Annotated in this window: 20 protein-coding genes; 14 read left to right on the plus strand and 6 right to left on the minus strand. The window is 43.0% G+C overall.

Features of this window, described 5'->3' with window-relative positions; all coding sequences use genetic code 11:
* Positions 1-132: 132 nt before the first annotated feature.
* Complete coding sequence (locus tag OCV12_RS05785) at positions 133-1,257, minus strand: M14 family metallopeptidase (RefSeq protein WP_048658353.1); 1,125 nt, start codon at positions 1,255-1,257, stop codon at positions 133-135.
* 138 nt (positions 1,258-1,395) lie between these two features.
* Positions 1,396-1,671, minus strand: coding sequence for a nitrogenase-stabilizing/protective protein NifW (locus OCV12_RS05790; protein WP_017630075.1), 276 nt, complete (start codon positions 1,669-1,671; stop codon positions 1,396-1,398).
* Between the two features lie 305 nt (positions 1,672-1,976).
* Between OCV12_RS05790 and OCV12_RS05795 the strand changes: the two genes are divergently transcribed.
* From OCV12_RS05795 to OCV12_RS05805, 3 genes are all read left to right on the plus strand, one after another.
* Positions 1,977-3,071 (plus strand): NapC/NirT family cytochrome c, encoded by a 1,095-nt coding sequence (locus OCV12_RS05795; protein ID WP_176681597.1) that lies wholly within the window; start codon positions 1,977-1,979, stop codon positions 3,069-3,071.
* Between the two features lie 16 nt (positions 3,072-3,087).
* Positions 3,088-5,541, plus strand: a complete 2,454-nt coding sequence (locus OCV12_RS05800; protein WP_261885581.1) for a molybdopterin guanine dinucleotide-containing S/N-oxide reductase — start codon at positions 3,088-3,090, stop codon at positions 5,539-5,541.
* Between the two features lie 143 nt (positions 5,542-5,684).
* Positions 5,685-5,897: a TIGR02450 family Trp-rich protein gene (locus OCV12_RS05805; protein WP_026084164.1), complete on the plus strand. Its 213-nt coding sequence runs from the start codon at positions 5,685-5,687 to the stop codon at positions 5,895-5,897.
* A gap of 48 nt (positions 5,898-5,945) precedes the next feature.
* Here OCV12_RS05805 and OCV12_RS05810 read toward each other — a convergent pair whose 3' ends face one another.
* On the minus strand, positions 5,946-6,683 hold the full coding sequence (locus OCV12_RS05810) for an HAD family hydrolase (protein ID WP_261885582.1): 738 nt from the start codon (positions 6,681-6,683) through the stop codon (positions 5,946-5,948).
* Between the two features lie 664 nt (positions 6,684-7,347).
* On the opposite strand from OCV12_RS05810, the gene proV reads away from it, so the two are divergent.
* The 3 genes from proV to proX are packed head-to-tail and all read left to right on the plus strand — an operon-like array spanning position 7,348 to position 10,633.
* Positions 7,348-8,535 (plus strand): glycine betaine/L-proline ABC transporter ATP-binding protein ProV, encoded by a 1,188-nt coding sequence (gene proV, locus OCV12_RS05815; RefSeq protein ID WP_261885583.1) that lies wholly within the window; start codon positions 7,348-7,350, stop codon positions 8,533-8,535.
* Between the two features lie 3 nt (positions 8,536-8,538).
* The gene (proW, locus tag OCV12_RS05820; RefSeq protein ID WP_019824227.1) at positions 8,539-9,633 is read left to right on the plus strand and encodes a glycine betaine/L-proline ABC transporter permease ProW; all 1,095 of its coding nucleotides are present in this window, start codon (positions 8,539-8,541) and stop codon (positions 9,631-9,633) included.
* Complete coding sequence (gene proX, locus OCV12_RS05825; RefSeq protein ID WP_017630082.1) at positions 9,626-10,633, plus strand: glycine betaine/L-proline ABC transporter substrate-binding protein ProX; 1,008 nt, start codon at positions 9,626-9,628, stop codon at positions 10,631-10,633. The genes proW and proX overlap by 8 nt, the downstream gene beginning before the upstream one ends.
* 201 nt (positions 10,634-10,834) lie before the next feature.
* Here the strand turns inward: proX and OCV12_RS05830 are convergent, their stop codons facing one another.
* Positions 10,835-11,209, minus strand: a complete 375-nt coding sequence (locus OCV12_RS05830) for a YybH family protein (RefSeq protein ID WP_261885584.1) — start codon at positions 11,207-11,209, stop codon at positions 10,835-10,837.
* A gap of 142 nt (positions 11,210-11,351) precedes the next feature.
* Here OCV12_RS05830 and OCV12_RS05835 point away from each other — a divergent pair, with 142 nt between their 5' ends.
* The 6 genes from OCV12_RS05835 to OCV12_RS05860 all read left to right on the plus strand — a co-directional run bounded on the left by OCV12_RS05835 (position 11,352) and on the right by OCV12_RS05860 (position 17,816).
* Positions 11,352-12,224 (plus strand): LysR family transcriptional regulator, encoded by an 873-nt coding sequence (locus OCV12_RS05835; RefSeq protein WP_261885585.1) that lies wholly within the window; start codon positions 11,352-11,354, stop codon positions 12,222-12,224.
* A 274-nt stretch (positions 12,225-12,498) separates the two neighbouring features.
* The gene (locus OCV12_RS05840; protein WP_261885586.1) at positions 12,499-13,863 is read left to right on the plus strand and encodes a polysaccharide lyase family 7 protein; all 1,365 of its coding nucleotides are present in this window, start codon (positions 12,499-12,501) and stop codon (positions 13,861-13,863) included.
* A gap of 196 nt (positions 13,864-14,059) precedes the next feature.
* Entirely contained in the window at positions 14,060-15,307 is a 1,248-nt protein-coding gene (locus OCV12_RS05845; protein ID WP_261885587.1) for a paraquat-inducible protein A, read from the plus strand.
* A 24-nt stretch (positions 15,308-15,331) separates the two neighbouring features.
* The gene (gene pqiB / locus OCV12_RS05850; RefSeq protein WP_261885588.1) at positions 15,332-16,957 is read left to right on the plus strand and encodes an intermembrane transport protein PqiB; all 1,626 of its coding nucleotides are present in this window, start codon (positions 15,332-15,334) and stop codon (positions 16,955-16,957) included.
* On the plus strand, positions 16,957-17,460 hold the full coding sequence (locus OCV12_RS05855) for a PqiC family protein (protein WP_261885589.1): 504 nt from the start codon (positions 16,957-16,959) through the stop codon (positions 17,458-17,460). The genes pqiB and OCV12_RS05855 overlap by 1 nt, the downstream gene beginning before the upstream one ends.
* Positions 17,461-17,579: 119 nt before the next feature.
* A complete protein-coding gene (locus OCV12_RS05860; RefSeq protein WP_176681588.1) occupies positions 17,580-17,816 on the plus strand; it encodes a hypothetical protein in 237 nt (78 codons plus the stop codon).
* Between the two features lie 170 nt (positions 17,817-17,986).
* Here OCV12_RS05860 and OCV12_RS05865 read toward each other — a convergent pair whose 3' ends face one another.
* Positions 17,987-18,610: an HD-GYP domain-containing protein gene (locus OCV12_RS05865; RefSeq protein ID WP_261885590.1), complete on the minus strand. Its 624-nt coding sequence runs from the start codon at positions 18,608-18,610 to the stop codon at positions 17,987-17,989.
* A gap of 274 nt (positions 18,611-18,884) precedes the next feature.
* On the opposite strand from OCV12_RS05865, the gene OCV12_RS05870 reads away from it, so the two are divergent.
* Positions 18,885-21,227: a hypothetical protein gene (locus OCV12_RS05870; RefSeq protein WP_261885591.1), complete on the plus strand. Its 2,343-nt coding sequence runs from the start codon at positions 18,885-18,887 to the stop codon at positions 21,225-21,227.
* 8 nt (positions 21,228-21,235) lie between these two features.
* Positions 21,236-23,599 carry an Ig-like domain-containing protein gene (locus OCV12_RS05875; RefSeq protein ID WP_261885592.1) on the plus strand — a complete coding sequence of 788 codons (2,364 nt, stop codon included), beginning with the start codon at positions 21,236-21,238 and terminating at the stop codon, positions 23,597-23,599.
* 91 nt (positions 23,600-23,690) lie between these two features.
* Here the strand turns inward: OCV12_RS05875 and OCV12_RS05880 are convergent, their stop codons facing one another.
* Complete coding sequence (locus OCV12_RS05880; RefSeq protein ID WP_261885593.1) at positions 23,691-25,553, minus strand: helix-turn-helix domain-containing protein; 1,863 nt, start codon at positions 25,551-25,553, stop codon at positions 23,691-23,693.
* Positions 25,554-25,836: the final 283 nt, after the last annotated feature.

The raw sequence follows: 25,836 nt of genomic DNA on the forward strand, positions 1-25,836 counted from the left end.
TAAAGTTGGATTCACTCATTTAAGCCGATATTAAAAAGCCCAGCACTTTCTCAAGTGCTGGGCTTTGTTATATATGTAAGCAAACTAACTATATGAACAAACTAAGGAGCTAAGTTCGTCTTATGGTTCGTTTTATAGCTCGTCTACTGTTGCCCAAACTGCGGCTAGCATGTCGTGACCAAATGCAACGCTGCGCTCTGGAGACCAACCGTAAAGTTCGTCTGCGTGGCTGATGTGATCTTTAAATGGCATCTCGACTGTGTAAGCTAAACACTTGAACTGCTCACCAATCCAGTTTGTGCCAACCGTCATATTCGCTTTGCCCGGTTCGTCTTTATCGTAACCAAACTCATCTTGGAACTCTGGTGTGATAGTCAGCAGTGCTTGCTTGAAGTGATTCTCTAGTTTAGCAATACGCTCGTTGTATGAAGGCGTGCCTTCGCTACCTGCTACAAAGTTATATGGAATCGCTTCGTCGCCGTGAATGTCTAGACACAGGTCAACGCCCGTTTCTAGCATGCGCTCACGAACAAGGAATACTTCTGGGCTACGCTCCATAGAAGGCGATTGCCATTCACGGTTCAGGTTAACGCCAATCGCATTAGTACGAAGGTGACCGCGGATGCTGCCATCTGGGTTCATGTTAGGAACCACGCGGAAAACAACGCTGTCTAGCAGAGAACGACCCACTGTATCTGTTTCATCAAGTAGACGTTGAAGTAGACCTTCGATTAACCATTCAGCCATAGTCTCGCCAGGGTGTTGGCGACCAATAACCCAAATGTTTTTCTTCTCTTCACTTGGCTCACCAATGGTTAGCAAAGTGATGTCATTGTTGTCTAGTGTGTGACCTAGAGTTTCAAGCTTACAAGCTGGGTGCGTTTGCGCGCTGTGCAGAAGATCTTGGTGACGATCGTATGAGTACGGTGCGAAGTACGCGAAGTACATTGAATCGTGCTCTGGAATGATATCGAAGCTTAGCGTGTCGCCATCGAACTGAGATGGAATACGGAACCATTCTTCGCGGTCGTACGATGCAACCACATCGTAATCTTTCCAGCCTTCAGGGTATGCAGACGTTGCCAGTTGACCGATTTCAAAGTGGTGTGCTTGTTGAGCATCGCTTTCTAAACGGAAGTGGAACCACTGAGAGATTTCAGTCTGGTTGTCTGCTGGGATAGTCAGTTGAATGTTTTGTGGTGAATCTGCTGAAACGACGTGAATATTGCCGCTTTCGAAATTGCTGAAAATTTTCATTGTAGTTTTTATCTCGTAGTTGAGTTGCCGTAAGACTAGCACACTTTTTTTCGAGCAAACCATTAACTAAATCGTAATGAGATGTTATTTCAACGATCTACTTTTTCGTTGTCTATTTTTGAACAACCCACTTTCCAACTATCGACGCTGGCAAGTGGTACACCCACGGCAGGCAGAACGTGTGTGGCGATCTAACTTGCTACGTTGCACCTTGCAATAAGCGTTTTTTAGCGCTCTTCGTCCAGAAAACCAATCATCAGGTTTCTCAAGAATCAGATAACCATTAAAGCGTTTCACAAGCTCGATTCTGTTTTGCTCGATGAACTTGCTATCAAACCCAATTTCAAAGTAATCAAGCGCTTGTTCGATAGAGGTGAAACTCGCTATTTTTTGCTGGAATTCTGTCTGGTTCATGGAGTGAAGAGTTTATGAAAAGAGTTAGCCGACATTGTATTAGATTTACAATTTACTTCTTTGATTTGGGAGCGAGTTTAATGTCTTTATTGTTTTATTAATCAGTTATTGGAATCTAATGCGAGCCTTATATTTGTGTGGCGATTGGTTGTTAGGGCGCTAATTTTTTTAAGTGACATTAAGCTTTCAGAAAGGTTCATTTTTTGTTCCTCAGATTGCGATTTATGATCCAAATCAAACGGAACTACCCCTAAAGTACTATTCTGATCGTAATTGTAACCAATTGTTGAAGATGATTAAAAATTATGACAATAAAAAAACGTTATATCGCACTAATAGCGGCGGTTGGTATAGGCATTGGCTGGTTAACTTTAGGGGGAACTGCAGCCGTTATGCACTATACATCGAGCACTGAGTTTTGTGTTTCTTGCCACACAATGGAAACACCCCACAAAGAATACCAAGGTTCAGTTCACTTCAGTAACGCAAAAGGCATTAGAGCTGAGTGTGCCGATTGCCATATCCCAACGGATCCGATTGACTACGTGATCACCAAAGTAAGAGCGTCTAAAGACATCTATCACGAATTCATCTCAGGTAAGATCGACACACCTGAAAAATACGAAGCACACCGTGAAGAGATGGCCGAAACAGTATGGGCTCAATTCCGTGAAAATGATTCAGCGACATGTCGCTCTTGTCACGATTTCGATGCTATGGAAGAGTTTGAGCAATCTCGTGATGCGGCGAAAATGCACGCTTACGGGAAAGAGAACAACCAAACGTGTATCGACTGTCATAAAGGCGTAGCGCACTTTGCCCCAGAAGCTCAGCTAGACAGCAAAGCCTTCGATACCCTGATTGCCTTTACCAAAAATACGCCAGCAGATGCGAAAGTGGTTTACCCAGTCACTGATATCGCAATGGGCGAATTTGGTAACCTAAATCCAACAGCAAAACTAGAAGTGGTTAAAGCTGAAGGCGACAACCGTACTGTGACTCTGAATGCGTTTCAAATGAAAGGCGCAGAGCAAGTGCTTTACTTCGGTGAGGGTCAACGTGCGATCGTTGCGACACTAACAGACAAAGGTCAAGAAGCACTGACTACTGGTGAATACGAAGCCGATGCTTATGGTAACGAATGGCGTTCTGTTGCGTTGACGGGTGACATTACTTCGCCAGTTGTCGATAGCCTAGACCCAATCTGGTCTTACGCAGAAGAGTTGGACAACGTCTACTGTTCGACTTGTCACGCAAAAATTCCTGGTGAGCACTTCACTGTTAACGCTTGGGGACCAGTAGCTAAAGGTATGGGAGCTCGTACAGATATCTCAGAACAAAACCTTGAACTTCTGACTAAGTATTTCCAAAACCACGCGAAAGACGTTGTTGGCCACTAATAGTAAGGAATAAAAAATGACAGATATTACACGTCGCGGATTTTTAAAAGGCACAGGTATCACTGCTGGTGCGATGGCGTTTACATCGTTCTCTCCAATGTCAGTAGCTTCGTCAAACACGCGTGGAAAAGGGGTTCTAACGGCAGGTCGTATGGGACCAATGCTGTGTGAAGTGAAAGATGGCAAGTTAGTGTCGACCACGAATGCGGTACCTCAAACCGTTTTTAACAGCCTTCAAACCACAGGCCCAGATCAAGTACACACCAAAGCGCGTATTAAATACCCTATGGTACGCAAGAGCTACTTAGATAACCCGTTAGCGCCTAAAGCAGAGCGCGGTAGCGATGAGTTTGTTCGCGTATCTTGGGAGGAAGCTTACAAACTAATACACGAACAACATATGCGTATTCGTGCAAATAACACCCCAGATGCAATTTTCGCAGGTTCATACGGCTGGCGTTCAAGTGGTGTGCTTCATAAGGCACAGACTTTACTTCAGCGTTACATGGGCATGGCTGGTGGTTACTCTGGTCACATGGGCGATTACTCAACAGGTGCTGCGCAAGTTATCATGCCGCACGTTGTGGGCTCGATTGAAGTATACGAGCAACAAACAACGCACCCAATGGTGCTAGAACACAGTGATGTGGTGGTACTTTGGGGCCTAAACCCAATGAACACTTTGAAGATCGCTTGGAGTTCTACAGACTGCTCGGGCTTAGAGTTCTTCCATCAGTTGAAGAAGTCGGGCAAAACGGTTATCGCAATCGACCCAATGCGTTCTGAAACTATCGAGTTCTTTGGCGACAACGCTGAGTGGATTGCTCCACACCCAATGACCGATGTTGCGATGTTGATGGGTATTGCTCATACGTTAGTTATAAAAGGTAAACACGACCGAACATTCATCGAAAAATACACGACTGGCTATGATGTTTTCGAAGATTACCTAATGGGTAAAGAAGACGGCGTAGTGAAAGACGCACAGTGGGCGTCAAGCGTGTGTGGTGTGCCAGCTAAACAGCTTGAATTGCTGGCTGATATTTTCAGCAGCAACCGCACAATGTTGATGGCAGGTTGGGGTATTCAACGTCAACAGTTTGGTGAACAACGCCACTGGATGTTAGTAACTCTTGCTGCAATGCTTGGTCAGATTGGTTTGCCAGGTGGTGGCTTCGGCTTCTCTTACCACTACTCTAATGGCGGCAACCCATCTCGCGATGCTGGCGTATTGCCTGCAATGTCCGCGTCTTTAGGTGCTGTAGCAGGTAGTGATGAGCGAGGTTGGTCAGCGACGGGTAAGGTGATTAACTCATTCCCTGTTGCTCGTATTGTAGAAGCCCTAGAAAATCCGGGCAAAGCGTACAAACATAATGGTCATGATCGTGTGTTCCCAAATATCAAAATGATTTGGTGGGCGGGCGGTGGTAATTTCACTCACCACCAAGACACCAACCGCTTGATTAAAGCGTGGCAGAAACCGGAATTGGTTGTTATTTCTGAAATCTACTGGACCGCAGCTGCGAAGCATGCAGATATTGTTTTGCCTATTACAACATCGTTTGAACGTAATGACCTGACGATGACTGGCGACTACAGTAACCAGCACCTAGTACCAATGAAGAAAGCGGTTGAGCCACAAGGTGAAGCGCGTAATGACTTCGATGTATTTGCAGATATGGCAGAGCTGTTAGCTCCAGGTGGTCATGAAGTATATACCGAAGGCAAAACTGAAATGGAATGGTTGTACCAATTCTACAAAGCTGCTCAACAAGGTGGCCGCGCTGCACGCGTTGCTATGCCGAACTTCAGCAAGTTTTGGGAAGACAATCAACTGATCGAAATGAAGTGGAACGAGAAGAACGCACAGTTTGTTCGTTACGCTGACTTCCGAGAGAATCCAATCATGAATCCACTAGGCACACCAAGTGGTAAGATTGAAATATTCTCGAAAACGATTGAAGGTTACAAGCTTGATGATTGTCCTCCACATCCAACTTGGATGGAGCCAACAGAGTACATCGGCAATGCTAAAGATGGCGAACTGCAATTGATGACAGCGCATGCGGCGCACCGTCTACACAGTCAGTTCAACTACGCGAAGATTCGTGAAGAGTATGCGATTGCAGACCGCGAGCCGATTTCAATCCACCCTGAAGACGCAAAAGCGCGTGGCATTAAAACGGGTGACTTGGTTCGCGCACACAATGGTCGTGGTCAAGTATTGGTTGGTGCACTAGTGACAGATGGCATCAAACAAGGCTCTGTATGTATCCATGAAGGCGGTTGGCCAGATTTAGATAAAGATACAGGCCTATGTAAAAACGGTGGCTGTAACGTACTTACGTTGGATATTCCGACCTCTCGTTTGGCGAATGGTTGTGCAGCGAACTCTGCGCTTGTGAAAATTGAAAAATACACAGGCCCAGTATTAGAACTGACGGCATTTGATCCACCTAAAAATGGCTAATCTTTAACGAGACATAGCTAATTGAACGAAGCCAGCCTAACCGCTGGCTTTTTTTATGATCTTTTTTGCCATGGAAAGACTATTACTGTGTGTCGAGTAGACAACTCATAATAATCAACGACATCAATGCAAGAGAGAAGCCCATGAATCGGATCAACCCAAAGAAGTTATTTCGTAGCAAATGGACAGCCGTTAGCCCTGTGAAGAAAGAAAAGCACTTTATGGTCACAGAAGTTGAATTTGATGAAGGGGAGGTCGTGCGCTGCATGATAGAGGCGGTCATGACCAAACGAGAAGAAGACATCAATTGGCGAGAGCTTACAGATAATCAAAATTGGCTCCCGGGTTGGAAGTAAAGCTGGAAGCCTTTTTATTCAAATCTGTTGTTAATGGCGGACAGGCGTTTATCGGATATTCGACGCGCGCTTTTGCCAGTATTTGAGCCCCTCTAACACACCCTCAGCGTGTGTTGCTGTGCTAGTGTACACATTGTCTCTGTCGGACAGGTGAGCCACCTCTGGGTAATGGTTAGCGACTAATATCGAATTTACACCATCTATCGTTAACATGGATGTGTCGTTTGCAGAGTCGCCAGCCACACACACCTCTTCTACGCTCAAATCATGCTGCTTGAGTAGATGATGAATCGCGGTAGCCTTATTGACGCCCTTTGGTGTGATGTCTAAATACCAATCGTGGGAGTAGGTGAGGTGTACATCCAATCCGTGCGACTCCAAGCTTGATTCGATCAACTCATGTTGAGGTTCAGACAGCTTCCCTTCAAAAGTAATCTTGTAATCACCTTGATGGTTTTCAAAGCGTTCGCCCATAAAGTCGAGTGGTGCGAGTGCTGTCTCGACCTTGGATTTGTTCCAAGACGCTTCTAACTGGTTGTGCCAAACATGATCGGGTTTTTGGGAGTGAACGTGATGAATTCTAGTGCCAACATCGCTGATAATGCTGTGTGGTTTAGGGTAGTTATCAGACGCCAACCCAACTCGAATTGACGGCAGAGTTCTTCCTGTCGCAATGATAAAACGGATATCAGGTTGCTCGGTTAGGTAGTCAAATAACTGATTAACGCCATGAGAAGATCCTCCATCCAGCGTTCCGTCAAAGTCACACACCAGCATTTTTATCATTCGAATTCCTTGTCTTTCTCTCTCATTCATCGCGGGGAAATGTCTATTTCTTTTATAAAGAATGGCTCAGCAGTGAGCACTCTACAAGTTGTCTTGTGGCTTAGATAATCGATATTGAACAGTTTGCAGCAAGTATCACAGTTGGTGTGATGTTTTGAAATTCTGGGTTGAAAAACTCGATTTTGTCTCGCTGGTTTTAGCCGATTTTCCTTTGTTTTTTTAGGTTAAGTACGAGTGGGGGATCAGACCCTTACAACAGGCTGAGTGCTTGCATCTAAAGCGTCACGAAATCTTAATAAATAGTTTGTATTCGAATTATTTGTACACGAACTATTTGGCGCTATTCTTAGTCTGTTTAGCGTATTAATTGATCAAATGTAAAATAAATATTCAATAATCTATCAGTAAGTAATACATAATATTGCAAGCGACCTTGTTGTTTTAATGTCTTTGTTTTTCAGTGCTTTGGGTGTTTGTTGTTTTATTTTTAATCATTGTTTTTTCTAGGGGATTGGTGGTTTTGTGGGTGATTTACAGAACGAGACCCCTTGATTTACATTGGCTAATTACTTAGAGTGCTAATCGTTTTTTGAGTTTAAATAAGTCATTTTTAAGTTTAAATAACCGTTTTTAAGTTTAAATAACTAAGAAAGGATTAGATTACATGGATCCCATACTGGAAGTTAAGGGACTGTACAAGGTGTTTGGTGAAGACACCGACCGTGCTTTTACGATGATTAATCAAGGTGCGGACAAAGACAAAGTTTTCGAAGAAACAGGTCTAACGATCGGCGTTAACGATGTTTCTCTTAGTATTCAAGAAGGCGAGATTTTCGTAATAATGGGACTGTCAGGATCTGGCAAATCAACCCTAGTACGCCTTCTTAACCGCTTGATTGAACCTACCAAAGGCAATGTGCTTCTACGAGGCAAAGATATTGCCCACATCTCAGAAGATGAACTCCGCGAAGTCCGCCGCAACAACATCTCAATGGTTTTCCAAAATTTCGCATTGATGCCTCACATGACTGTGATCGAAAACGCAGCGTTTGGCCTTGAGCTTGCGGGTGTTGATGTAGATAAACGAAAAGAGTCAGCACTGGCCGCGTTAGAACGAGTTGGCCTTGGCGCGTATTCGGAGTCTTACCCAGATGAACTGTCTGGTGGTATGAAGCAGCGTGTTGGTTTGGCTCGCGCCTTAGCATGTGACCCAGACATTCTGTTAATGGACGAAGCGTTCTCTGCACTCGATCCATTGATTCGTAACGAAATGCAAGACGAGTTAATCCGACTTCAAAATGACGATAAACGAACGATTGTTTTCATCTCGCATGATTTGGATGAAGCGATGCGTATCGGTGACCGAATCGCGATTATGCAAAATGGCGAAGTGGTTCAAGTGGGTACTCCTGACGAGATCTTAAACAGCCCAGCGAACGACTACGTTGAAGCCTTCTTCCGTGGTGTGAATGTCGCAAGTGTTCTTACCGTGAAAGACATCGCACGCAAGAAACCTGCAGCGGTATTTAAGAAATCTGAACACGATGGTCCAGCCTCGGCTCTGCAAATCTTGATGGATAACGATCGTGAATACGGCATCGTTGTTGAGAAGAGCAGTCACTACTCAGGCATTGTTTCCATCGATTCCCTTCGCAAAGCCCACAAAGAGAACAAATCATTAGTTAGCGCTCAGCTAAGTGATGGCTTAACTCTCAATCCAGATTTACCAATCAATGATGTGCTTGGCCTTGTTGGCGGTGTGCCTTATTCCGTTCCTGTTGTGGACGAGCAAGGTAATTACTTTGGCGTTGTGACTAAGTCACGATTGCTACAAACATTAGATAAGGGATAGATCATGTCGTCGGAACAAACAAATAATGACCCATGGTCGCAAGCAGCTCCCTCTACTCAGCCAGCAAGTGATCCTTGGGGCCAAACAACGGAAACTGCACCATCTGCGGATTGGTTAAGCAGCGAAACCGTTGAGGTTACGCCTTTTGACCCACTGAACCCTTTCGCTGAAGCCGTACTACCAGTGGATACTTGGGTTGAGTCTGGTCTGAATTGGTTGGTTGAACATGGACGCCCATTGTTTCAGGCGATACGTGTGCCTATCGATTTCATCCTAAGTTCATTTGAAACAGCACTGGTTTCCACGCCTGCACCATTCATGCTGATCATCTTGTTTTTAGTCGCATGGCAGTTTTCAAACCTGAAGCTTGGTGTTGCTACAGCAGTATCCTTGACGTTCATTGGTTTGATTGGCGCTTGGTCTGAAGCCATGACCACGCTTTCGTTGGTGATGACATCGGTCTTCTTCTGCCTGTTGATTGGTTTACCCATGGGGATATGGCTCGCCCGCAGTAACACGGCGGCTAAATTCGTTCGTCCAATTCTGGATGCCATGCAAACCACGCCAGCCTTCGTTTATCTCGTACCCATCGTAATGTTGTTTGGTATCGGTAACGTACCGGGTGTTGTTGTGACCATCATATTCGCACTGCCGCCAGTGGTACGTTTAACCATTTTAGGTATTCAGCAAGTGCCGGAAGAGTTGATTGAAGCCGGTCACTCATTTGGCGCAAGCAAAAAACAGATGCTTTATCGAATTCAATTGCCACTAGCATTGCCAACCATCATGGCGGGCGTAAACCAAACACTGATGTTGTCGCTATCTATGGTGGTTATCGCATCAATGATTGCGGTAGGTGGTCTAGGTCAAATGGTACTGAGAGGTATCGGCCGCTTAGATATGGGGCTGGCCGCAGTCGGTGGTCTAGGCATCGTTATTCTCGCCATCTTATTAGATCGCATTACCCAAGTGTTGGGTGTCAATGCAGGCAATACAAAATTACGCTGGTACCGCATGGGACCTGTTTCCCTTGTACTTAATGCTTTAAATCGCGGTAACAAATCAGAACTTCAATTAAGGAAAAACACCAATGAATAATTCATGGAAGAGCAAACTTGCAGTGAGCATCGTTTCTACACTGGCAGTATCAACGAACGTGTGGGCAGCAAGCCTACCGGGTGAAGGTGTATCTGTTCAGCCTGTTCAATCGTCTGTAGCAGAAGAAACGTTCCAAACGTTGATTGTTAACCGTGCTCTAGAAGAACTTGGCTACGATGTGAAATCAACGCAAGAAGTGGACTACAACGTAGGCTACACCTCAATTGCAAAAGGTGACGCAACGTTCCTAACGGTAGGTTGGTTCCCACTTCACGCAGACAAATACACAATGGCGGGTGGCGATGACAAATTCTACCGCGAAGGCCAATATGTAAGTGGTGCTGCGCAAGGTTACCTGATTGATAAGAAAACGGCAGAAAAGTACAACATCACTAACATTGGTCAATTAACTGATCCAAAAATCGCGAAACTGTTTGACGCAGATGGTGACGGCAAAGCAGACCTAACAGGCTGTAACCCAGGTTGGGGTTGTGAGATGGTGATTGAACATCAACTGTCAGCATTCAAACTGGACGATACAGTAACTCATAACCAAGGTAACTATGCGGCTATCATCGCAGACACGATTTCACGTTATCAAAAGGGTGAATCAATCCTTTACTACACGTGGACACCGTACTGGGTAAGTGGTGTATTGGTTCCTAACGAAGACGTAGTATGGCTAGAAGTGCCATTCTCTTCACTTCCTGGCGAGCGTTCTGATGTCGATACTACTTTGTCTAATGGCAAAAACTACGGCTTCCAAATGAACTCAATGCGTATCATCGCGAACAAAGAGTTTGCGAAGAACAACCCATCTGCGGCTAAGCTTTTCGAAATCATCAAACTTAACATCAACGATGTAAGTGCTCAGAACATGATGATGAGTAAAGGTAAGAACAGCTCGGCTGATATCGAAGCGCACGTAAACGGTTGGATTAAAGCGAACCAAAATACGTTTGATGCTTGGATTGCAGAAGCGAAGAAAGCAGCACTATAGATTGGTACTTGTTCAGCTCGATTATCACCTCAACTGGAAACCATGAGCGTGTTTGGTGATTGTGTAGAGTCACTGAATCACTTTCAAATGAAGTGAAAAGACGGCAAGAATGATGATTAAAAAAGCCAGCAGTCCTATTTGGATTGCTGGCTTTTTGCTTTCTGTTTCTATGCTTTATGCTGCAGTTCTAGCTTCTAGCTTCTAGCGTTCGCCTTGAACTTCGAAGTCATCGCTTACTAGGCGAGCACGGCCATCCGCTTCTAATGCCCAGTGTTCACGGTGCACGACACCGAACGCTTTGTTCATTGTCCAGCTAGCGGTAAGAATGTAGCCACCCTCTGGATACTCTTCCCACTTAACATCTGTGTAATCAACGTCTTTGAAGCCTTGGTCAATGATGTTTTGCCAAAATGCTTGAATCGCTTCACGGCCTTCAAAAGTGCCGAATGGGCGAGCTTCCATCACACAAGCCTCAGTGTATTGGTCTGCACAACCTTTTGCGTCTTGGCTATTGAATGCTTTTTGCCACGCGTTAATGCCTTGCTTACATGCTTCTAATACTTGGTTGTTTAACATTGTTTTCTCTCCATAGCAGTCTTCTTTCAAACACTGTTTCTTTGATTAGGTATCTCGATAAGTGGGATTCAGTTTAGTCTTGGAAATTAAATTGAAAAACAGAGATAATAGAAAATACTGTATGCAAAAAGAGAACAATAAGATGAGTAAGCTAAAGCAGATGTCTATTTTCGCTCATATCGTAGAGCAAGGCTCAGTATCGGCTGCGGCTGAAAAACTAGAGTTGTCTAAATCTGTCGTCAGTCAGCACCTCAAAATTCTGGAACAAGAGCTAGGCGCTTCGCTTCTCAAGCGCACAACACGAAGGCAAACCCTAACCAGTATGGGTGAACGTTTCTACCTGAGTTGTAAAGACATCAACGTGATCGCTGAATCGGCGTGGGATATAGCGAAAGCCGAACTGGAAGAGCCGCAAGGTCGGATTCGAATAACGGCTCCCAATGCATTGATGGACTTGTTGGTCGCGCCTGTTATTGCAGACTTAATGAAGCAGTACCCGAAACTAAAGCCAGAACTGATCAGTGATGATCAACATTTGGACTTCATGGAACACGATATTGATCTTGCGGTACGAGTGGGCAGCTCGCGTGACAGCAATCTCAAGCAGAAACGGTTAGGTGAGTTTAAAGACGTCTTGTGTGGCGTAGAAAGCATGCGAGAGCGTGAACTTGAATCGCTTCCTTATATTGCTAACTCATGGCAAGGAAAACAGGTGACTCATCATTTTAGCTCTCAAGGTGAGAAAGACTTTGTCTATCAACAACAAGCCAGTTGTACCACTAACTCATTTCATAGTTGTCTTGCCTTAATCAAATCAGGCGTTGGCATTGGTGTGATCCCAGACTTCTACCTTCACCAGTTATCTGGTGAAGTGGTCGACATCATGCCTAGCTTTCAACTGCCGACCAACACTGTTTATGCGCTGACCCCGTTCACTTCCAACACACCTATCGCCATCCAACTTTGTGTTCAAGCATTGGAAGAGAAGCTTAAACAGGATTTCATCAAAAGCTGATCGTCGGACGTTGTCGTGCTGTGTGAGAGTAACAAAAGGGGCTAACAACGAAGCGTAAAAACTTCGAGTTATATAGACGCCTTATTAGATGATGTGTTTGGTATAAGAATGGTGCATGTCACATAGTTATTTATTTGTAATATAATAACTCATGATCGTGATGTTTGTTCAACTTGTCGTACAAATATTGTCCTATAGTGGTTTCCGTTACTTCGGTAACACCCTACAAACTATGGAATAAACAATATACGTGAAATATATCATGGAGACTTGTATGATTTTTAACCCTTGCAACTTTAAGTTTTGCAAACCACTTTCGTGCTCAATTCTTTTGGCGATGGCTTCTTGTGGAGCGTCGGCTGAAACATTGAATATTCAATCTGCATCAGACTGGGGAGGAGCTCATAACTCTTATCCAGCATCAAATGCGATTGATGGCAGCACAGACTGGTCATCGCGTTGGGCGGCTCAAAATGCCCCTGTTAATCTAGTGCTCGATCTAGGATCAGTACAAAATGTTCAGGACGTCGCGATAGCTTGGGGTAAAGGAGAAGAACAAACTTATAAGTTCGAGATCAGAGCATTAGCAGATGAAAGCTCAAGTAATTGGGACAAGGTTTACTATGGATACAGCAGTGGCAGCACATCAGGTTTTGAAAGCTATGATGTAACAGATGTTCAAGCTCGCTGGATTCGTATCAAAGTATTTGAAAACAGCGCTCAAAGTGTTTGGACAAACATAACTGAAGTCGAAATCAGTGGTAATGATAGCCCTGACTACGGTCTTGATCCAAATCTACCGCCATCAGGCAACTTCGACTTACTCGATTGGTATGTCAGCATCCCTGTTGATGAAGGAGATGGTTACGCAACTTCTATTAAAGAGAACGCGCTAGATGCTGGTTATGAAGATCAGTTCTTCTATACAGGCAGTGATGGTGGCTTGGTGTTCTATACACCTGTTGAAGGCGTGACCACATCGAGTGGAACTAAGTATGTGCGTACTGAACTGCGAGAAATGCTGCGTCGTGGTGACACTTCTTACTCTACCTCTGGTAAAGACAACAACTGGGCATTCTCGTCTATTCCATCGAGTGAACAGGCTGATTTTGGTGGCATTGACGGCACGTTGAATGCGACGTTGGCCATCAACCATGTGACGACTACGACCTCAAACACAGAGCAAGTTGGTCGAATCGTGATTGGTCAGATCCACGCTGAGAAAAACGAACCTATTCGTCTGTACTACCATAAATTGCCAGGGAACGACAAAGGTGCGATCTACTTTGCTCATGAAACCTCTAAATCGACTGGGGGTGATGAAACTTGGCATAACTTGTTAGGTAACATGGTCACTTCTGATGGTGACTTGAATAACACCAGCAACCCAAGTGATGGCATTGCGTTAGATGAAACCTTCTCGTACTCCATTGTTGTCGAAGGCGACAAGTTGATTACGACGATTAGCCAGAATGGTTCAGAGCTAGCGGCAAAAGAAGTGAATATGAGCAACAGCGGTTATGACGATGCTGATAACTACATGTACTTTAAAGCAGGCATCTACTTGCAAGATAACTCAAGTGCTGACAGCGATTATGCGCAAGTGACTTTCTACCAGTTAGATAATAATCACAACTAGGCTTTGTTCAGCCAGTAACGAAACTTGTGAATACTTAACGTGGAGGTGACCATTCGGTCATCTCCTTTTCATCTTTCCACCTCTCATTTCTAATATATCGCGTTCCTTTCATAGGGTGCAGATTGGCAAAAAATCCAACCCTTACTTATATTTACCTAGAGTGTCTAGTTGCTTATTAATATCAAAGGGGACGTCTTTGCCTGAGCGCTTTACTAAGTCATGTCACGAGTGCGGACTGGTTAGTCAGTTTGAAGAGTTGTCTGCGGGCAGTGAAGCGTCTTGTCCAAGATGCTCCCATGCCTTGTCGAGTGTTGGGCAACACAAAGAGCAGGGTGTGATGGCTTATGCGGTCGCGAGTCTTATTACGTTGATAATGAGCCTCACTTTTCCTTATATGTCGTTCAGTGTTCAAGGAATTAGCCAACAGATTACCTTGTATCAAGCTGTCGATATGATGAATCGAATGGACAACAGCCTGATCGCCATCTTACTTTTTTTAGCCGTCATTCTTTTACCTGCGTACTTTTTAGTTTTGTCTCTTTGGTTCTATCTGCTTGTTGACCGAAATAAACACGTTGATTACGCATCCAATCGCTTTACGTTTTTGGCTTTGAAGTCATTAAGTTGGGCAAAGCCATGGTTGATGGTCGATGTGTTCTTAATTGGTGTGTTGGTGAGCTTGATTAAGATAGCGTCTTTGGCTGACGTATCCATGGGCCTGTCGTTCTGGGCGTTTTGCATTTACGCCGTGCTGGTGGTGAAGACGATATCTTTGGTGGACTTTGATTGGTTATGGGATCGCTTAGTACCAATGAAAACCTCGCAAGATCAAATGGTAGGCAGCATCTTTCAAAATAAGCAGCATTTAGCCTGTCACATTTGCGGACAAGTACACAACTACAGTGAGAGCACTCATCACTGCTCACGCTGCCACACGCACTTACATCGCTTTGAACCAATCAAAAACCTGCAGATAGCGTGGGCGCTGTTGTTTACTTCGGTGGTGTTTTATATCCCCGCCAACTTGTACCCGATGATGTATACCTCAGCTTTTGGAAGTAGCGAGGGCTCAACCATCATGGAAGGGGTTATCTTACTTTGGAATATGGGTTCATACCCTGTGGCACTTATTATTCTTATTGCGAGTGTTTTTATCCCAATGGCGAAGATGGTCGCTCTGGCTTATTTGTACTGGAATGCCAAAAGGGTTCATGGGCTCACAGAACAAAGGGCGAATCGTTACTTAAAGCTCTACCGCGTGACTGAATTTATTGGCCGTTGGTCGATGATCGATATTTTCGTTGTCGCCATCTTAGTGGCATTGGTTCAATTAGATGGCGTGATGGCTATTTATCCGGGCCCAGCAGCTCTGTCGTTTGCGTCGGTGGTCATCTTTACGATGTTGTCAGCGATGATTTTCGACTCCCGAATTATATGGAAGTAATCTCCCCAAAGAGGTGTGGGACATATGGAAAAGCAAAATACTTCAGATGCAAAAGTATCAAAAAAGAGCGAGCTGTCGCCAGTCTGGATAGTACCGATTATTGCGGTGTTAGTCGGGTGTTGGATGCTATTTCAATACTTCAACAATCGTGGGCCAGAGATAACCCTTATCTTGCCGGATGCGTCGGGTATAGAGGCAGGAAAAACGGCGATTAAGTCTAAGAATGTCCATGTGGGAACCATTACCGATGTTGCTTTGAGCGAAGACTATGAATACATCATAGCGAAAGCACAGATCGACAAGAAAGCATCTCGTATGATTAATGCCGACACTCAATTCTGGGTCGTTGAACCCCATGTTGGTACCGATGGTATCAGTGGTCTAGAGACCATTTTGTCGGGCTCTTATATTGAATTAAAGCCGGGTAAATCGAGTGAGTCTCAGCTGAAGTTTGATGTGCTCGACACGCCACCGGTTGCGGGGCCTGATACGAAAGGCATTCGTGTTGTGGTGTCACATCATAAGGCGAATCAACTTAATGTCGGTGAGCCCGTGTTGCACCATGGTTTTGTTGTGGGGCGTGTGGAAAAAACGAGTTTCGATTACCAAAAGAAAGAGGGCAAATACCAATTGTTTATTTTCGCGCCTTATGACGGGCTGATCTTCGAAAAGACTCAGTTCTGGCTATCTTCTGGCATCGATGTGCGGTTTGGCGCCAACGGTTTAGACGTCAACTTCGCATCGATAGAAAGCATATTGACCGGTGGGGTGAGCTTTGATGTCGCGGAGAGCATTAAGCCGGGAGCACAAATCAAAGAAAACCTACACGAGTATACGCTTTATGATAACTACGATGCGGTATTACAGGGCAAATACACTACTTCGATTGATTACGTATTGTTGTTTGAAGAATCTGTGCGCGGTCTAAGGAAAGGCGCACCTGTAGAATATCGTGGTGTACGCATTGGTACGGTTGATACGGTACCGCTGCAGATTCGTATGGACAAAGATGGCAAGGTATCGAATCGTATTCCAATCCTAATCAAGCTTGAAATTGAGCGAGTATCCGAAGTCTTTAGAGCCGTGAATGCCAAAACCTTTGCAGAGCGGGTCAAACTGCAGATGGGAGAAGGGTTAAGAGCGACATTGAAAACTGGTAACTTGCTCACGGGCGCATTGTTTGTCGATATTAATTTCTATGAAGACGAAGAGCCTTACGAGCCAAGAGAGTTTGATGGTTATCCGGTATTTCCAGTGGTGGCTGGTGGATTAACGGAGATACAAAAGCAGATCACTGATTTTCTAACCAAGATTAATGACCTGCCTTTAGATGCCACAGTGGCTAACTTAAATAGCTCGCTCTCTTCTTTAGACACTACTTTGAAGAGCATGGATGAATTACTGGATAGTGAAGGTGCACAAGCGTTACCCCAAGATCTGAGTGAAACCATGAAGCAACTTGAGGCGACATTAGAAAGCTACGACGATGATTCCGATGCCTACAAGCAATTGATCAGTGCATCTGAAGAGTTAGAACATGTACTTAAAGAACTTCGCCCATTGATTAAGGTATTAAATGACAAACCGAATGCGCTGGTATTTGGTAGCGATGTTGAAGAAGACCCGATTCCAGTTAAGGGAGTGGAATAATGAGAAAGCTATTTATATCACTGGTCATGTCGTTCGGGCTCCTAGGGTGTGCGACTCCCACAGATGGCACTAACGCCTATCTCTTGCCGAAAAGTACACTAGATAAACCCATATTTAAGGTAAAAACTCGGGTAGAGTTACCTGATTACTTGGACACGATTGGCATCGCTTATCGCAAGTCTGAAAATGAATTAGTCTCTGCGCGCAAGCATGTATGGGCGGAAAATCTAGAGGGGTTACTTGAAGAAAGGGTCAACAGTTCTAATGCTACGGGCGCAGCAGATAAAGAGCTAACGATTACCTTTGAGCAGTTCAATGGTTCTTATACTGGCAATGCAGAAGTGAAAGGAACTTGGGTGCTAAGCGAACAAGATGAAGAGCTTGCTCGTGCTGATTTCGATTCAAAGGTACCGTTGAAAGAAGCAGGTTATGAAGCACTTGTTGAGGCGTTAGGTGAAGGGCTAGATGAGGTCTTGTCTGATATTCAGTCGCAATTACCTTAAGGTCATTTTTGGGGCTGTTTTCTATTTGGTAAATCTCGGTTTTCCTCGTTTGTTTGGTTGTTGCTGGCTAAAGTAACGCCATCGAAAGAAAAACGAATGATGAAATACAGAGGTGATGTATGAAAAAATTAATCGCACTAGGCCTAATGGCTCTTTCAATGAATACAGCGTTTGCAGCAGATGGTAATTACACAGGTACAATCGATATGAACCTGACAGCCCCGAACCAAACTAATGTAGAGCGTGTTGAATCAGAACCTGTATTACAAGGCCGCAATGAAGCATCTTCTGGTGGTTTAAAATTCCAAACTGACACACAAGATCACGCGATCGAGCTAACAGGTCGTCGAGATTAACCCAAAGCGTTAAACATATTTGTCGAAGAGTCCGCGTTGTTGAACATTCTGAAAATGTTGTACGCGGACTTTTTTGTTTCTGTCCTATCCTAATATCCCACATAAATGTCCCAGTTCTTTGCATTCTATTCCTTACCTCTCAACGCTTAGCTCTCAGTTTTTATAATCCGTTATGCCGCTTCCGCGAGTGAAGTGATGGCAATAAAGGCGATAAATTTGTCGACCAGAAGTGGGTTAAATTGTCCTTTCAATCTTTCATCAAACAGAATACGTAACGCTTTATCAGCGGGCATGCCTGTGCGGTAAGCTCTGGTTGAGGTCATGGCGTCCCAAGTGTCGACCAGTGCAATAACTTGTCCAATCAAAGGATTTTCAGAACCTCTTAGGCGCAACGGGTATCCGTTTCCATCCCATCGTTCATGATGTAAAGAACCTAAAATAGACGCCAGTTCCAGCTCTGGAACTTCTAACGTCATTGAGTAAGACTCTTCAACGTGCTTATTCATTACTTGGCGTTCTACAGGCGTTAACTTACCTGCTTTATGAAGCACAGCACCGGGCGTCCCCAGCTTTCCTAGATCGTGAACAAGAGCAGAATCGAAAATTAATTCTAACTGTTCTTCATTAAATTCTAAGTACTCGCCAAATGAATAAGAGAGTAAACACACCCTTAATGTGTGCTCGTAGGTTTCCATAGAATGTTGACGCATGGGCTGTAGCAACCTAAGTGCATCGAGTGAATGTTTGTGTTGTAGAGCGAGCGTGTACACGCGGTCAATCTTGGTTTGGTTCATAGCGGTTTGCCGTGTCAATGTGAATGAGTCGCGCAGTATGGAGAGTATGAGTAGAGGAGTTAACTTAATGTGATTGAATGTTTATTAAACAGTCTTTCTCGAAATTCATCGCGAGGTTTAGAAAAATTTAGAAGTTTGAAAGGTAATGAATTTTGAATTAATAGCTTTAATTTTCAATGGTTTAATTTTTAATAATGAATCATAGCTATTTAATGGAGTAGAAGTGAGACAAAGTTCACAATACAGCTCTACTTCATTAATCAGAGTGCTTTTAATGTATCTATTCAACAGTGATTTGTTGAAACGGAATTCAACACTAAATGTGTTTACCTCAGTCAGCTTAGCGGTATTGCTAGCGGGTTGTGGTAGTGAATCTAACCCCGACGGAGAGCAAGGTATTATTGCATCTCCAACAGCATCAGCCTCGATTAGTGCGCAAGATATTCAAGATAACTCGCTGGTAGAACAAAGTTTCACTATTGACCTGACTGAGTATGTTCATACATCAAATAACCAAGATTTTGTCGTAACCAATGCTCGCTCTCTATCTGGTGATTCTTGTCAAGTTCAGGGTATTAGTGGAGGTAGTTTTAATGTCTATTCGTCTGACGTTAATGACTGTTTGTTTGAGTATGAAGTAGCGACTTCAGCTCGCACTTCAATGGCAACCTCTTACGCTCGTGTTGCTATGGGGCAGAATTACTCGTCTACCACTCTTCCACGTATTACAGCATCAACCATCGAATCACAGGTGGTGGTTGTAGATCTAGAGAGCGAACTAGGTTCATCGTTACCGAGTGATGACTTTGTCCTGCAAGACAGTGTTATCAGCCTTGGTTCTGGTACGGCTCGCGTCTCTGGTGAACATCAGATTGAATTTACGCCAACGGCCAAAGGTCAAACCGAGGTGTATTACAGCTACCAAAACGGTGAGTCTATTCAACAAGGCTCACTGTCGATTGCGACTTCAGAAGATACTTACAATACCGCACCAACAGCGGAAGATTTCGCTTTTAGTGAGTTAGCGTTATTGGGTGAAAACATTGTGGTGGATGTAGCTGATTATATCTCAGATGTGGATCTCGATGATGTACAGCTTGTCGGCGTGCAGGACTTCAACTCAACAACATCACTTTACGATCCTGCCAATATCTCTAACACCAAGTTTGAGTTCTCTTCTACACAACCTGGCCCTCACGACGTGGCGTACACAGTAAGCGATCATATGGGTGGGTACACCACTGGACTGGCACGCATAGAAGTCGAACCAGATTTCTCTTTGATTCAAGATTGGGAAGATATTGTAATTCATGATCCTGTGATCAGCTCAGATATCCGCTTTTTCGCGCCAATGACAAAAGTGTATGCCGACTACGTCAATGCCCCTTATACAGGCACCTATGTCGAGAATGGCACGCAAGGATTGAAAGACGCTGAAGTCGTCACTCAAACTCTTAGCCAAGCGCGCCAATATTGCAAAGTACGCGGCGGCCGCCTGCCTTTACAGCGAGAGCTTGAAACGCTTGTCACCAACGAAACCAGTGCGTTTACCAATCATAACTGGCCAACAAGTAAGAAATATTGGACCGCGGAAAATGTCAGTGAAACAAAATCTGCCACTGTTCACTTGAATGATGGCTCAATTGGTAGTCAATCTAAAACTGTTGGTATGTACACGACTTGTGTTGATTTGAGCAACCCGAGTGTCAGTGATTTTTCTGTCGATGTTTCAGTGAAAGAGCGAGTATCAAACCGCTATGAGTATGAAGTTCAAGTTCGTGACCCTGACGGTAATGCCACACCTTTTGCGGATGTTGAATTAGAGTCCATCAATGAACGCGGTGTGTTTTTGAATCGTGAGCCAATGACTTCAGAAAGCACGAATGAGTTTGGTTTGTTGGAAGAATCGTATTTTGATATTTCATTCAGTGAAGAAGTACTTGCAGTACGAATCAGCTCGCATGATGAACTCTATCCATTTATCCCTGTTGATGATGCGTTGGCGATAGACGTATCAGACCCTGCCCTTTGGAGTAGTGAAGAATATTGGAGTCAAAATGTATATGCCCCTGATGAAGAGGGATTGATGTTGATGCCAAATGTTGGATATAGCAAGTTATTCCATATATATAAAATGCCATTTCTTGGTGACAACTTCGTTATTAGGTTCCGTGTTCAGAGTGACAGTAATTCGTCAAAAGGAGAATTTGCGGTCCTAATACAACAACTAGGTACTGATCAAACGACATGGCAGCAAGATGGGGTTATTAACACTGGAAATACCAGGCCTTACCCCGAAAATGAGCCAACCGCATTTGGACTAAACGTTAATTTATACGGTTCAATGCCAGTCTCGCTATTTGAGGGGGGCCAAGTATCAAGTTCACAAAGTATGAACTTACGTGATTCAGACCGTTTCTACTGGTTCGATAAACGAGGTCAAAGAGTTTACGTTTACACGTCCACCACAGATCAGAGGCCAGTACAAGAATCAGGTTACTTTGATATATCTGGCAATGTCGATCTATCACAACCTTATTGGCTCTCTATCGGAGGAAAAAATGCCGATCCGTCCAAGAATTATCGAATAACTGAATTAGACATGGCTGCGTATTAGGAATGACTATGAAAGTATTAAAATCATGTGGGATAGCTCTAGGCATTTCGGCGCTGGCAGCTTGTGGGGGAGGCTCTGGTGATTCTGGTTCAACCTCTCAACCTCAACAACCATCTTCTCCATTAGAAGTACCTATTGAAGCTTCAGTAATTCAATCAAAAGCGTTGGTCAATATTGAGTCTCAAACTATTGTCAAAGTAGATTCAGACATTGATTTTCGTTTAACGTCAGTGATGCAAGTAAGCAATGGTAACTATTGTGATGTCATCTCAATTGAAGGTATGACGTTTACAACCTTATCTACTGAGGTTGGCGAATGCCAATTTGAATATAAAGTAGAACCCGTTGAGCAAGATGTTTACGCCGGGCAAGCATCATCACTCGCAAGGGTATCTGTCTCTGAAACTGCTGATAACAATACACTTCCGAATTTGTCAGAAACGACCGATATTGATTCGGCAGTGACTATTGATTTGTCTGAAGAGCTAAATAGTGAACTAGATACGTCTATATATATTGTGTCGGAAGAGGTGACTTTATTAGGAGCAGGTTCAGTTGAAGTCGATTCGCTAAATAATACGATCACATATACTCCGAACGATATTGGTGTGACACGTATTATGTACTCAATGAGTGATGGCTCTTCAACCAAACTCGGAAACATCGACGTAGCTGTCTCTGATACTGGCAATACACCACCAATCGCTAATGACTTTATTCGAGAAGGTAAGCTTGCCAAAGATATGTCGGTTGAAATTGACCTAACAGACTATGTCTCGGACGCTGAAGACAGTGTGATCTTAGATACTGTACGTGCCTATAACGCTGAAGCGGAAATTACCTCAACAACCGAGCACACTTTTACGTTTCAGTCGTCTGAACCTGGTCCACATGAGGTCGCATATACAGTGACAGACGGGCGTGGAGGCTATGCTGTTGGCCAAGTTTATATCGAAGTAGAACCTGACTTTAGTCTCGTACAAGGTTGGGAAGATATCACGCTGTCGGATCAAGTAATAGGTAGTAATATTACGTTTTCAGCACCTATGTCTAAAGCTATGGCTGATTATGTTAATGCCGACTATTTATCGATTCGAGAAGAAGATGGTAAATATGGTCCAAAGGGGGCTCTAGTGGTTCAAATGAATTGGACACAAGCTAAAAGTTATTGTGCAACTAGAGGTGGACGGTTGCCATTAGAAAGAGAGTTACATAGTTTATTTGGCGTTAATCCATTCCCTAATGAAAACTGGCCAACACATACGCCTTATTGGTCTGCAAACCGTACATCTGCTACTGATGGCACCCAGATATCTTTGGTTGATGGTCTCTCAAATACTATGGACATGAATGGACTAGGGTATGTTTCATGTGTTTATTTTGATGAAAACGTAAAAGATTTCTCAATCAAGGAAATAAATAGTGATGATTATGACGATCCGAGAAACACAACAAGGTATATATCAGCCGTGTTAGTAGATCCTGATGGTCAGATAGCTCCTTTTCAAAGCGTAGAATTTTGGACTAGAAATAATACTGGAGGTTTTGGTTCGACTAATAACGACCTTAGCACTATTTCAATTACAAATTCTCAAGGTTATGCCACAGCGATATATGAGTTTACTAATGGAAATGAAGATTTTGTAATGGCACAGTATGGTGATAGTGCAATATTTACATTAGTTAGTTTGGAAGCATCAGGCTTTGATGTAACCAATCCTGATGATTGGAATATTTCTAAAATCTACGGGTCGACAGATATAAGCGAATACCAACCCATCACAAGTGCGAGTGGAACTAAAGTAGCTTTAGGAGAAACCTCAGAGTACATTACAGCTATTTCAAAAACTATGGTTATGGGTACTGATGTTGAAATTAAATTTGGAGTGGATAGAACCAACACAGATAGTTTGCACCATGGAAATACAAACATAATATTGCAACAAGTTAGCTCCAAAGCTCCGGATTATAATAAAGCTTGTTATATTGAAGTATATGGTGATTGCCAATGGTCAGAAAATGATAAAGATACAGCAGGCATGCCAAGGAACGACAATCGCTGGCTAGCTTTTATATTTGATTATTATGGAAGTAAAATAAAATTAAGTACACCAGATGGTATTGTTGCAACAGGTACCTTGTTAAACGAAAATATACGACAACTGTATTATAGAATTAGCATTGATGGGGCGGATATTAACATATATCAGGCAACCAGTAAGGACTTTTCTGATGAAACCTTATCTATATCTGAAAGTATTAGTAGTACGGAGATTGATGTGAATAAATTTTACTACTTTGGACTTTCTGGAGGTGCACACTCACGGTCGGGGGTTCACGCGACAGTAAACTATCTAGATATAACGCAGTAAAATTAGTTTTTAAACCATGCTGAATTATAAATGGTGCAGCACTATTTTAAGTGCGCACCATTTCTACATATATAAATCAAGTTAATTAAAATCAACCATATGTATTAATGAACGATATAACATGCTTATTACTAAGTAATTCTATTTTATCGATGGTTAATATGCAGTATCGGTATGATTTGTTTTTGAAGGTGATATTGGACATCTCTTCTGTTGGCTCTGAGAACTTATAGATATCAAACCCGAGATTCTTCATTAGCTCTAATGCATTGGGGTTCTTGATGATCATCGAGTACTTTTTGATCTTATGATTTCTTGCTAAAAGCTTCATGTCAGCAACTAAGTTGGCGATTGAATGTTCACGCTTTTCAGAATGTCCGCTGACTACAATGTAGTTTAAGTCTTGATGAGAATCTAAAGAGCAAGCCTGCTTAATATGCAGGTTTTGATTTTGGTATTCATCAAATAACTCTTGATTGAAAAAGAAGCCCAAACTATGGCTGACAATATCTCCATCTTGGTTGACAATCTTTCTGCCATAAGCCTTTCTCTCACTGCAATACAAAAACAAATCGATAGTATCCAGCGCTGAAGGATCCACCTTTGTGTAATGTGAAATTAGCTTGATTCTATCGATTATGTCTTTGTCATTTTGGTCAGCCATTAATGGCATGATCTCAAATTCGCCATCATCCTTATCGATTTCACCTTTAGTGATCGATGATATACGGCTCTGAAATGAGAAAAAACGCTCACTAAGAAACTCATCAAGCAGTGTGTTTCCTTGTTCATCTTCTAAATCATATGACTTCAAGGTGCTATATAAATCGACACCAAGACAATCTAAAATTTTCAATGCTTTATAACTACTTGGTTTTACTTTACTGTTTTCCCAGCGATTCACAGTAACGACATCTACAGAGTTGAATTCATTATCTAAGTGATTGATGTATGCCGCGAAATCCTTTTGCGTTAATTTCAGCTTCTTGCGTGCTTCACGCAGTAAAAGTGGAAATGCTCTCATAGTAGAATATTCATCTTTGATTAGTGACATTACATGTCGATTAGTAAGAAAGTCTATTTTATCAATGGTTAATATACAGTAACAGTACGATTTGTTCTTGAATGTAATATTGTTTTTTTCTGATGATGGTTCAGAGAATTTAAATACTTCGAACCCAATACTCTTCATAACCTTAATAGCATTTGGATCTTTTACCAAGACGGAGTATGTCTTGATGTTACTATTTTTTGACAACAGTTTTATATCTGAAATTATATTCTCAATGGCATGATGCTTACTTTCTGCATGTGAGCTTGCATTCAAATAATTGAGATTTCTATTTGAGTTGAGTGAACAAGACAATTTGAGATCTATTTTCTTGCTCTTGTAGCTGGCGAATTGATCATCATCGAAAAAGAAACCAAGATTGTGGCTAACAATATCGCCATGCTTGTCGACTATTTTTTGACCATAAGCTCTTTTCTCGAAGTAATAGAGAAACAGATCGATCGACTCTAATGGCGAAAAGTCCATTTTAGTGAAGACCGAAAGCAGCCTCATTCTATCGATTACCGCGGTATCATTAACGTCAACCATGAGTGGTAAACTTTTATAGTCTGCCGTGTTGATTTTTTGATCAAGATTTGCCAAAGAAGCGATACGACTCTGAAACGAGCAGAAAGCCTCAGTCAGGAAGCCATCGATAATCGTCTCTTTTTGTTTTGGTTTAAAGCACTTTAAAGCGTCGTAGAGATCAACATCAAGGTAGTTGAGTAGCTTCAATGCTTTGTATGTACTTGGCTTTACCTTATTGTTTTCCCAACGATTTATCGTGACAACATCAACCGCATTAAACTCATCATCTAGGTGGTTTAAGTAGGTTGCAAATTCCGTTTGTGTAAATTTAAGTTCCTTTCTTAAGTTACGTAGCAACTGTGAAAAATCACTCATCTTAAAACACTAACCTTTTGATAATTAACTTAATACAGTTGATTCTAATTTAGACATCCGACTCGCTATTTAACATCGCCATCAATTTGTTTTTTGCGGATGTTAATTGTTCGGATTGTTTGAACTGTATGTTGCGCATGTCCCTAAAAGGCAAAGTGCCAAATTAGTGACGTCAAATCTATGGCATTCCGCCTAGAGACTTGTCAATCTACTGTGAAGTGCGCGTTAATGTTCAGATACAACCTTGCCTTTTTCTTATCCATTTTATTGTTTCCATTCGCCT

The organism is Vibrio pomeroyi, from assembly GCF_024347595.1.
GTDB lineage: Bacteria > Pseudomonadota > Gammaproteobacteria > Enterobacterales > Vibrionaceae > Vibrio > Vibrio pomeroyi.